Genomic DNA, 10885 nt, shown 5'->3' with positions numbered 1-10885 from the left:
GCGGGGTTGTGTTGTGGGGGACTCCCCGCGGGGGGCCGGGGTAACAAACCCCCGGGGGGGCGGGGCCGTTTATGCGCCGGGTCCCCGGGCCGGGCAACCGGGGGCGGGGCAACCCGGCCTGAAAAGAGATCAGACGTAGCGCTCCAGGATCGAGGACTCCGCCAGTCGGGACAGGCCCTCTCTGACACTGCGCGCTCTGGCCTCGCCGACGCCGTCGACCGCCTGGAGGTCGTCCACGCTCGCGGCCAGCAGCTTCTGGAGTCCGCCGAAATGCTCCACCAGGCGCTCGATGATCGCGCCGGGCAGCCGAGGCACCTTCGCCAGCAGGCGGTAACCCCGGGGCGACACCGCGGAGTCCAGGGTCTCCGGTGATCCGCTGTAGCCGAGCGCCCGTGCCACGGTGGGCAGTTCGAGCAGCTCGGGATGCGTCAGGTCGTTCAGCTCGGACAGGGCCTCGTCCACGGTGCGGGACCGCTTCGCCGTCGGCTCCGGGACGTAGTCGCGGATGACCAGCTCGCGCTCCGGCTCCACGCCCGCGATCAACTCGTCGAGCTGAAGGGCCAGCAGCCGCCCGTCGGTGCCCAGCTCCACCACGTACTCGGTGATCTCCGTGGCGATCCGGCGCACCATCTCCAGCCGCTGTGCGACCGCCGTCACATCGCGGACCGTCACCAGATCCTCGATCTCCAACGCGGACAGTGTCCCGGCGACCTCGTCAAGACGCAGCTTGTAGCGCTCAAGGGTCGCCAGCGCCTGGTTCGCCCGGGACAGGATCGCGGCCGACTCCTCCAGGACCCGCCGCTCCCCGTCCACGTACAGCGCGATCAGCCGCATCGATTGGGAGACCGACACCACGGGGAAGCCGCACTGCTTGGAAACCCGGTCAGCGGTCCGGTGCCGGGTGCCCGTCTCCTCCGTGGGGATGGAGGCGTCGGGGACCAACTGCACACCAGCCCGGTGGATCTTGGTGATGTCCTTGTCGAGGATCAGGGCCCCGTCGAGCTTGCACAGCTCACGCAGCCGCGTCGCCGTGAACTCCACATCCAGTACGAAGCCGCCGGTGCACATCGACTCGACCGACTTGTCCATACCGAGGACCAGCAGGCCGCCGGTGTTACCCCGCAGGATGCGCTCCAGTCCGTCGCGCAGGGCGGTGCCGGGGGCGACCGCACTCAGAGAGGCGCGCATCAGCCACTCCTTGCCGGACCCCCCGGAGCCTCCGCCGGACTTTCCGGGGGCTGAGCCCCGGTCGTTGGCTGCCACTGCTCTCCTCCGGCTCGTACGGATGGGCGAGACCAGGGCAAAGTCTACCGGCGTACCTCGTCCATTCGTGGGGCCTCTGCTCTGCGCCCGCGCGGGAGCACCCTCAGCGCGTCCCCCATGTCGGCGACTTCCGTGACCTTCATACCAGGCGGGACCTTGCCCGGATCGGCCGGAACGAGGGCGTGGGTGAAGCCGAGGCGGTGCGCCTCGGCCAGCCTGCGCTGCACACCAGTGACCCGTCTCACCTCGCCGGCGAGCCCCACTTCCCCGATCGCGACCAGGTTCTTGGGCAGCGGGGTGTCACTCGCCGCCGACGCCAGCGCCAGCGCGATCGCGAGATCGGCGGCGGGCTCGGAGAGCTTCACACCTCCGACGGTCGCACTGTAGATGTCCCTTTTGCCCAGTGCGCTGATGCGGCCCCGCTGCTCCAGCACGGCCAGCATCATCGAGACCCGGGAGGTCTCAAGACCGGAGGTGGTGCGCCGGGGCGAGGGGATCTGGGTGTCCACGGTGAGCGCCTGGACCTCGGCGACCAGGGGGCGGCGTCCCTCCAGTGTCACCGTGAGGCAGGTGCCGGGCACCGGCTCGTCCCGCCGGGTCAGGAACAGACCGCTGGGATCGGCGAGTCCGGTGATGCCCTCGTCGTGCAACTCGAAGCAGCCGACCTCGTCCGTCGTGCCGTAGCGGTTCTTGACGCCCCGGACCAGCCGCAGCCGGGCATGCCGGTCGCCCTCGAAGTGCAGCACGACGTCCACCAGGTGCTCCAGCAGCCGCGGGCCCGCGATGGCGCCGTCCTTGGTGACATGCCCCACCAGCAGGGTGGACATCCCGCGCTCCTTGGACGCGCGGATCAGCGCCCCCGCCACCTCGCGCACCTGCGCCATGCCGCCCGGGGCCCCGTCGATCTCGGGAGACGCGACGGTCTGCACCGAGTCCAGGATGAGCAGCGAGGGCTTCACGGCGTCCAGATGCCCGAGAACGGCGGAGAGATCGGTCTCGGCAGCCAGATACAGGTGGTCGTTCAGCGCGTGGATCCGGTCGGCACGCAGCCGCACCTGACTCGCTGACTCCTCACCCGTGACATAGAGGGTGCGGTGTTCGTCACTCGCGGCCTTCGCCGCCACATCGAGCAGCAGCGTGGACTTGCCCACACCCGGCTCGCCCGCCAGCAGCACCACCGCGCCCGGCACCAGGCCGCCGCCGAGCACCCGGTCGAGCTCATCGACACCGGTCGTGCGGGCGGCGGCCTGCCGGCCGTCGACCTGCCCGATCGGCAGCGCGGCGCTGGTGACCCGCCCGGCCGCCGTCGTACGGACCGCGGGCGCGCCGTACTCCTCGACCGTGCCCCATGCCTGGCACTCGGGGCAGCGGCCGAGCCACTTGGCGGTCGTCCAACCGCATTCGGTGCAGCGATAGGACGGCCGGTCCTTCGCGGATTTCGTACGGGCAGCCATGCGGAGAACCGTAGCGGTCCCCACTGACAGCCGAAGGGACTGCGGGGGGAGCAGCGGAAATGCCCGAACCGCCGGAATCACCGGAATCACCGGAATCACCGGAATCACCGGAATCGCAGAGGGTCGCCGAGGGAGAAGGTCAAGAGGAGGAACCAGAGCGAGGCCAGGGCGGGAACGCGACGAGAGCGCCCGAAATGGGCGCCTGACACCGGGGCATCCGCGCCGGGCACATGCCTCAGTCCTCTTTTAACAGAAACGTTCACCCGTAAGGAGTAAATGCCCCTAAGTGGCGCGAAGTGAGTGCCCTTCCGCGCCTACGGTCAACCCCGTGACGAGCAGCATGCTGGAACCACCCGAGACCCTCGTACAGGCGCCGCCCGTGCGCTACGAGGCGTATCTGGACGGGCTGTTCACCTACTGCCTGTCGGCGCTGTGCGACCACGAAGCGGCGACGGCGGTGCTCGGCGACGTCCTGGCCATCTCCGAGCGTCAGCACCGGCGTTGCCCGAGTGGTGAGGCCGAGCGCAAGGCATGGCTGTACGCACTGGCCCGCTGGGCCTGCCTGCGGGCCCTCGCCGAGCAGCGGCGGCACCGGCGCCGGGGCACAGGCGGCAACGCGAAGAGCAAGCGCGCCTCGGCCGGATTACGCGCGGATGCCCAGGGATCCCGCGGGGCGCATGGTTCCCGCGCACAGGGCCGGGCCCATGCCCGCCCCGCTCATTCCGCTGGTTCCGGGCGGTTGGGGCGGTCTGGTGGTTCCGGGGGGCCCGGTCGTTCCGGCTGTGACGAGACCGCGCCCACGGAGCCCTTGCGCACCATCCCGCCCGAGGCCGCCGAACGGCGCCGGGCCGAACTGGCCAGGCTCGCCTGGCCGGAAGCCGCCGGCACCACCCCCGAGCAGCGCGAGGCGCTGGAGCTCGCCGTCCGCCACCGCCTCGTACCTCGCCAAGTCGCCGCCGTACTGGGCATGGACCCCGCGCGCACCCGTGAGCTGCTCGCGTCGGCGGCCTGCGAGGTGGAGCGCACCCGTGCGGCTCTGGCCGTGGTCGAGGGCGGCAACTGCCCCGCGATCGCCCGGCTCACCGAGGACCACCACGTGCTGCTCTCGGCCGGACTGCGGCGCGAGCTCGTCCGGCATGTGGACGACTGCCCGCGCTGCCGCCGCGCCGCCGAGCGCGCCGGGGCGACCGGACCCTGGCCCGGCTCCTCGGTCTCCCTCCCGGAGGGTACGGATGAGCCGGCCGAGTCGCCGCATGCACCCGCCTCAACCGGCTCGCCCGAGCGGACATCCGGGGAGCCTTCCAGACAGTTGCCCCTCGTCCCCGCCCCGCGCGCCGAGGCCTACGCGGCGATGCTGGACGTACCGCGAGAGCGCGCCGGGTCACCGCGCTTCGGGCGGGACGGGTTCCCCGTGGACCCGAAGAGCCACGCCGCTCAGCGCAGCCGGTTGCGGACCAGGGCGGTCACCACGACCGTCGTCGCGGCGGTCGTGGCCGCGCCTGTGCTGGCGCTCTGGGCGGCCTACCGCGGCGCCCCCGCCCTCGGCGAGCGCGATGGCGGCCCCCCGCTGTTCGCCGGGGAACTCGACGGTGCCGCGGGCGAGGACGGGACGGAGGGCCCCGGTGGTCCCCCGTACGACGGCCGCCACGGCTACGGCGACTACGAGACCGCGGGGAACGCACAGCGCGGCCCCGGCGGGCGGGCCGTGAGTGCGGGCAGCCACCCCGTCGCCACATCCGGCGGGGTGTCCATCGAGGTCATCAGGCCGGGGCAGCCGCCGAGGGGATCCACCGCCACCGGTCGTGGACCGGGCCGCCTCACGGTCGAGGCCCAGCCCTCCGGCGACACCACGATGATCACCCTCACCGCATCGGGTGGCGCCCCGGTCTCCTGGTCGCTGTGGACAGACGCGCCCTGGCTCTACGCGAGTGTCTCGTCCGGCATCCTGCGGCCTGGCGAATCCTTCACGGTCCATGTGTACGTGGACCACGCCGCCGAACCAGAGGGCCCTTGGACGGCACGGGTGGGCGTCGACCCCTCGGGCGCGGTCCTGGAACTCGACGGGCACGGCGAGACCAGCCAGCCACCCAACCCGCCCCGCCCCACGGACCCGCCCCCGTCGCCCGAGGAACCGCCCACGACGGAGCCACCTCCGGCGACGGAACCACCGCCCGCGACCGAGCCGCCGCCGACCACCGAGCCCCCGCCCGGGGAGACGCCGCCGGCCGACCCCGCGGGGCCGCCCCCAGGCGAGACGTCAGAGCCGTCGGCTCCGCCGCCGAGCTGAGGAAGCGTTTCCCCGGATCGCATGCGCAGCACCGGGGCGCGCGTTCAGACCGGATCGGGCGGGATCATGCCGGGCCGGGTGGGACCAAGCCGCATCAGACCGTGTCATGCCGTTTCGGGCGAGATGCGCCGGTTCAGGCGGAGCTATGCCGTTTCTGTACGCCCATCCATCGGGCCCACCGGATCTGCGGGATGCGGGGCCAGCAGTGGCAGCCCTCTGGCCAGGCGTGCCTCGCACAGCTCCACCAGCACGTCATACGCCGCCTTGCCCATCAGCTCCACAAGCTCCGGACGGTAGGTCACGTACACCGGCTCGCCCGCGCCGTGCGCCGAGGTCGCCGACGTGCACCACCAGTGCAGGTCATGCCCGCCCGGGCCCCAGCCCCTGCGGTCGTACTCACCGATCGAGATCAGCAGCACCCGGGTGTCATCGGGGCGGTCGATCCAGTCGTACGTGCGCCGCACCGGAAGCTGCCAGCACACATCGGGCTTGGCCTCCAGCGGCTCCCGGCCCTCCTTCAGAGCCAGGATGTGCAGCGAGCAGCCCGCACCGCCCGCGAACCCCGGGCGGTTCTGGAAGATGCAGGACCCCTCCCAGCGCCGGGTCTGGAGCTCACCGTCCTCGTCCTTCTGGGTCCAGCCCGTCCGGGTACCCACATCATGGAACTGCCACAGCTCGGGCGTGAGCCGTGCCACGTTCCGGGCGACCCGCTTCTGGTCGTCCTTGTCCGAGAAATGCGCCCCCAGCGTGCAGCAGCCGTCGTCGGCACGGCCCGCCTGGATGCCCTGGCAGCCGCTGCCGAAGATGCAGTTCCAGCGGGAGGTCAGCCAGGTCAGATCGCATCGGAAGACCTGTTCGTCGTCCGCAGGGTCGGCGAACTCCACCCAGGCGCGGGGAAAGTCGAGACCCTGCTCGTCGGGCGGCGTGGGCTGCGCGGGCCGACCACGGTCAGAGACCCCCGCGGACTCCGGCGATTCCGCGGATCCCACGGCTTCCGGCGACCTCACGGATTCCACCGACTGTGCGGGCTTTCCGAGCTTCACCGGCTCCCCGGCGCTTTCCCGGTTTGCTTTGCCCTGCTTCGTCTTTTTCGTCTTTGGCACGAGTCAAGCGTATGCGCGCGACCGCAGTAGCGTTCCGTACATGAGACTCGGAGTCCTCGACGTCGGTTCGAACACGGTGCACCTGCTGGTGGTGGACGCGCACCCCGGTGCGTGCCCCCTGCCCGCCCATTCCCACAAGGCGGAGCTGCGCCTCGCCCAGCTCCTCGACGGGGACGGAGCCATCAGCGCCAAGGGCGTCGACCAGCTCATCGAGACCGTCGAGGACGCCCTCCAGGCGGCCGAGGACAAGGGCTGCGAGGACGTCCTCCCCTTCGCGACATCCGCGGTGCGCGAGGCGACCAACGCCGATGAGGTACTGGACCGGGTCCGCACCGTGACCGGGGTCGACCTCACCGTGCTCACCGGCGAGGAGGAGGCGCGGCTCACCTTCCTCGCCGCTCGCCGCTGGTTCGGCTGGTCCGCCGGCCGGCTGCTGGTCCTGGACATCGGGGGCGGCTCGCTGGAGATCGCGTTGGGGATCGACGAGGACCCGGACGCCGCGGTCAGTCTGCCGCTGGGCGCCGGGCGGCTCACCGCCGCGATGCTGCCGGGCGACCCGCCGGGGCCCGACGATGTGCGTGCGCTGCGCCGCCATGTCCGGGCGCAGATCGCCCGTACGGTCCATGAGTTCAGCCGCTTCGGCCGCCCGGACCATGTGGTCGCCACCTCGAAGACGTTCAAGCAGCTCGCCCGCCTCACCGGGGCCGCGCGCACGGCCGACGGCCTGTACGTGCAGCGTGCGCTGAACCGCTCCGCTCTGGAGGAGTGGGTGCCCAAGCTCGCCGGCATGACCGCCGCCCAGCGCGCGACGCTGCCCGGGGTGTCGGAAGGCCGCTCGGGCCAGCTCCTCGCCGGGGCACTGGTGGCGGAAGGCGCCATGGACCTTTTCGGCGTCGATGAGCTGGAGATCTGCCCCTGGGCGCTGCGCGAGGGTGTGATTCTGCGCCGCCTGGACCACCTGCCCACGACTGATGTCTGACTTATGCCGTCTCCCCACCCCCGGTCCCCGCTCCACCGGGCCCGTAATCTGTCCCTCGTGGCAGATCCAGATCCAGTGGTGCGTATCCCGGATGCGAAGGTCGCCCTGTCGACGGCCTCCGTCTACCCGGAGTCGACGGCGACGGCCTTCGAGATCGCCGCGCGCCTCGGGTACGACGGGGTCGAGGTCATGGTCTGGACCGATCCGGTCAGCCAGGACCTGGAGGCGCTGCGCAGACTCTCCGACTACCACCAGGTGCCGATCCTCGCCGTCCACGCGCCGTGCCTGCTGGTCACCCAGCGGGTCTGGTCCAGCGACCCCTGGGTGAAGCTCCAGCGGGCGCAGGCCGCAGCCGAGCAGCTCGGCGCGTCGACCGTGGTGGTGCATCCGCCGTTCCGCTGGCAGCGGCAGTACGCGCGCGACTTCGTGTCCGGGATCTGGCGGATGGCGAACGAGACGGACGTGCGGTTCGCCGTCGAGAACATGTACCCGTGGCGCTACCGCGACCGCGAGATGCTGGCGTACGCCCCCGACTGGGACGTCACCAAAGAGGACTACCGGCATTTCACGGTCGATCTGTCGCACACCGCCACCTCCCGTACGGACACCCTGGCCATGGTCGACCGGATGGGTGACCGGCTGGCCCATGTCCACCTGGCCGACGGCAAGGGCTCCGCGAAGGACGAGCACCTGGTCCCGGGACGCGGCGACCAGCCGTGCGCCGAGCTGCTGGAACGGCTTGCCCGCGGCGGCTTCGACGGGCATGTGGTGATCGAGGTCAACACGCGCCGGGCGATGTCGGCGGCGGAGCGCGAGGCGGACCTCGCGGAGGCGCTGGCGTTCACCCGGCTGCATCTGGCCTCGGCCGCCGCCTTGGACGACGACGGCGCCCCGGCTCGCACCGACGCCGCCACGGGCGGATCATGACCGCCGCCGCTGCCCCGAGGCGGCGTGGCCGCGGCCGTCCCGCCCGTACGGAGGGGGACACCGGGCCCGGCGCCCGGGAACGCATCCTCCAGGCGGCCCGCGCCGAGTTCGCCGAGCGCGGTTACGACAAGACCTCCGTACGCGGAATCGCCAAGGCCGCGAACGTCGACCCGGCGCTCGTCCACCACTACTTCGGCACCAAGGACGAGGTTTTCGCCGCGGCCATCGAGGTCTCCTTCGAGCCCGCGATGCTCGTGCCCTCGATCCTCGAGGAGGGCACCGAGCACATCGGGGAGCGGCTCGTACGCCACTTCGTCGGCGTCTGGGAGAACCCCGCGACCAGAGCGCCGCTGCTGGCGATCCTCCGGTCCGCGCTGACGCACGACGCCGCGGCGAAGGTACTGCGCGGGTTCGTCCTGCGGCGGCTGCTGGAACGGGTGGCGGCGGACCTCGATGTGCCGAATCCCCAGTTCCGCGCGGAGCTCGCCGCATCGCACATGATCGGGATCGCGGTGCTGCGCTATGTGATCCAGGTGGAGCCGCTGGTCAGCGCGGACCCGGAGGAGATCATCGCGATGGTCGCGCCCACGCTTCAGCGGTATCTGACGGAGGACTGAGGCGGGACGCGAGTCCGCTCCCAGGACGCACCTCGAAGCTGACCGCCTCACCGCAGCCGACCGCCCGACCACGACCGGCCGGTGGACGGCCCCGCGAGCGATTGCCCGAAAGGCGGAACCCCGTCCCGTATTCCGGACCCAATGTCCAGATCTTGGAGCAGCGGCGTAGGCTCGATGGAGCCAGCACTGTCAGAAGGAGCGAGCGACGATGCCCGAGCTGAGGTCCCGCACAGTCACCCACGGCCGCAATATGGCGGGCGCCCGCGCCCTGATGAGGGCTTCGGGCGTAGCGAGCGCGGACATCGGCAAGCCGATCATCGCGGTCGCCAACTCCTTCACCGAGTTCGTGCCGGGCCACACCCACCTGGCGCCGGTCGGCCGGATCGTCTCCGACGCGATCCTCGCCGCCGGCGCGGTCCCCCGTGAGTTCAACACCATCGCCGTGGACGACGGCATCGCCATGGGCCACGGCGGGATGCTCTACAGCCTGCCCTCCCGCGACCTGATCGCCGACTCGGTCGAGTACATGGTCGAGGCGCACTGCGCGGACGCCCTGATCTGTATCTCCAACTGCGACAAGATCACCCCCGGCATGCTGATGGCCGCCATGCGCCTCAACATCCCGGCGATCTTCGTCTCCGGCGGCCCCATGGAGGCGGGCCAGGCCACGCTGGTCGACGGCACGGTCCGCAAGCTGGACCTGATCAACGCCATCGTGGACGCGGTCAACGAGAACGTGTCGGACGAGGACGTGCTCCGTATCGAGGAGAACGCCTGTCCCACCTGCGGCTCCTGTTCCGGCATGTTCACCGCCAACTCGATGAACTGCCTCACCGAGGCAATCGGCCTCTCCCTCCCCGGCAACGGCTCCACCCTCGCCACCCACACCGCCCGCCGGGCCCTCTACGAGACCGCAGGCCGCACGGTCGTCGAGATCACCAAGCGCTACTACGAGCAGGGCGACGAGTCCGTCCTGCCCCGCAACATCGCGACCCGTGCCGCGTTCGAGAACGCCATGGCCCTCGACATCGCCATGGGCGGCTCGACCAACACGATCCTGCACCTGCTGGCCGCCGCCCAGGAGGCCGAGCTCGAATACGACCTCACCGACATCGACGCGGTCTCGCGCCGCGTCCCCTGCCTGGCCAAGGTCGCGCCGAACATCGCCCCCGGCGGCACGTACTACATGGAGGACGTCCACCGGGCCGGCGGCATCCCCGCCATCCTGGGCGAGCTCTACCGCGGCGGGCTGCTCAACGAGGACGTGCACACCGTTCACTCCGCCTCGCTCGCCGACTGGATCAAGACCTGGGACGTGCGCGGTGGCTCCCCGTCCGCCGAAGCCGTCGAGCTGTGGCACGCCGCGCCCGGCTGCGTGCGCTCCGCGACCGCCTTCTCGCAGTCCGAGCGCTGGGAGTCCCTGGACACGGACGCCGAGAACGGCTGCATCCGCTCCGTCGAGCACGCCTACTCCAAGGACGGCGGGCTGGCCGTGCTGAGGGGCAATCTCGCCGTCGACGGCTGTGTGGTGAAGACCGCCGGCGTGGACGAGTCGATCTGGACCTTCGAGGGCCCCGCAGTGGTCTGCGAGTCCCAGGAAGAGGCCGTCGACAAGATCCTCACCAAGGTGATCAAGGAAGGCGATGTCGTCGTCATCCGCTACGAGGGCCCGCGCGGAGGCCCGGGGATGCAGGAGATGCTCTACCCGACCTCCTTCCTGAAGGGCCGCGGCCTGGGCAAGGCCTGCGCCCTGGTCACCGACGGCCGCTTCTCGGGCGGCACGTCGGGCCTGTCGATCGGCCACGCCTCTCCCGAGGCGGCGTCCGGGGGCACTATCGCCCTGGTCGAGGACGGCGACCTGATCCGTATCGACATCCCGAACCGCTCGATCGAGCTGGTCGTCGATGACGCGACCCTCGCTGCCCGGCGGGAGGCGCTGGGCGGGGTGTACGCGCCGAAGAGCCGCGAGCGCAAGGTCTCCGCGGCGCTGCGGGCGTATGCGGCGATGGCGACGAGCGCGGACAAGGGTGCGGTGCGGGACGTCTCCAGGCTCGGCTGAGTCCGGGCTCCGCGGGGCACCCGGCCTCGCGGTGGTATCGCGAAGCCCCCTGCTCCTGCGACCGGGTGCCACGGGGTGGTGGGGCGCGGCGGCTACCAGCGTGCCGGGGGGGGGGGGGGGCCGGCGGAGACCCGACCGAGCCGGGGGCGCGCGGAGGAGGTGGGGCCCCCCCCCCCCCGCGCCGGGGCCGCCGCGG

At 71.6% G+C, this 10885-nt stretch carries 8 protein-coding genes; 5 read left to right on the top strand and 3 right to left on the bottom strand.

The annotated features are described in order from the left end of the window. Nucleotides 1-129: 129 nt before the first annotated feature. Both disA and radA read right to left on the bottom strand, forming a co-directional pair. The gene (gene disA, locus ACFWI9_RS21660; RefSeq protein WP_387164287.1) at nt 130-1263 is read right to left on the bottom strand and encodes a DNA integrity scanning diadenylate cyclase DisA; all 1134 of its coding nucleotides are present in this window, start codon (nt 1261-1263) and stop codon (nt 130-132) included. A 44-nt stretch (nt 1264-1307) separates the two neighbouring features. Next, nucleotides 1308-2717 carry a DNA repair protein RadA gene (gene radA / locus ACFWI9_RS21655; RefSeq protein ID WP_387164286.1) on the bottom strand — a complete coding sequence of 470 codons (1410 nt, stop codon included), beginning with the start codon at nt 2715-2717 and terminating at the stop codon, nt 1308-1310. Nucleotides 2718-3057: 340 nt separating this feature from the next. Here radA and ACFWI9_RS21650 point away from each other — a divergent pair, with 340 nt between their 5' ends. Next, the gene (locus tag ACFWI9_RS21650) at nt 3058-5004 is read left to right on the top strand and encodes a hypothetical protein (protein ID WP_387164304.1); all 1947 of its coding nucleotides are present in this window, start codon (nt 3058-3060) and stop codon (nt 5002-5004) included. 143 nt (nt 5005-5147) lie between these two features. On the opposite strand, the gene ACFWI9_RS21645 is transcribed toward ACFWI9_RS21650, so the two are convergent. Next, nucleotides 5148-6107: a hypothetical protein gene (locus ACFWI9_RS21645; RefSeq protein WP_387164284.1), complete on the bottom strand. Its 960-nt coding sequence runs from the start codon at nt 6105-6107 to the stop codon at nt 5148-5150. Nucleotides 6108-6147: 40 nt separating this feature from the next. On the opposite strand from ACFWI9_RS21645, the gene ACFWI9_RS21640 reads away from it, so the two are divergent. The 4 genes from ACFWI9_RS21640 to ilvD all read left to right on the top strand — a co-directional run bounded on the left by ACFWI9_RS21640 (nt 6148) and on the right by ilvD (nt 10689). After that, nucleotides 6148-7086: a Ppx/GppA family phosphatase gene (locus tag ACFWI9_RS21640; protein WP_387164282.1), complete on the top strand. Its 939-nt coding sequence runs from the start codon at nt 6148-6150 to the stop codon at nt 7084-7086. Nucleotides 7087-7161: 75 nt separating this feature from the next. Further along, nucleotides 7162-8013, top strand: a complete 852-nt coding sequence (locus ACFWI9_RS21635; protein WP_387164303.1) for a sugar phosphate isomerase/epimerase family protein — start codon at nt 7162-7164, stop codon at nt 8011-8013. Then, the gene (locus ACFWI9_RS21630) at nt 8010-8630 is read left to right on the top strand and encodes a TetR family transcriptional regulator (protein ID WP_387164281.1); all 621 of its coding nucleotides are present in this window, start codon (nt 8010-8012) and stop codon (nt 8628-8630) included. Before ACFWI9_RS21635 ends, ACFWI9_RS21630 begins: the two co-directional genes overlap by 4 nt. 208 nt (nt 8631-8838) lie before the next feature. Beyond that, nucleotides 8839-10689, top strand: a complete 1851-nt coding sequence (ilvD, locus tag ACFWI9_RS21625; protein WP_387164280.1) for a dihydroxy-acid dehydratase — start codon at nt 8839-8841, stop codon at nt 10687-10689. The last annotated feature ends 196 nt before the right edge of the window (nt 10690-10885 follow it).

The organism is Streptomyces sp. NPDC127084 (assembly GCF_042724175.1).
Taxonomy (GTDB): domain Bacteria; phylum Actinomycetota; class Actinomycetes; order Streptomycetales; family Streptomycetaceae; genus Streptomyces.
Note: the sequence above shows the minus strand (reverse complement) of the source record. Positions and strands in the feature narration are given on the sequence as shown.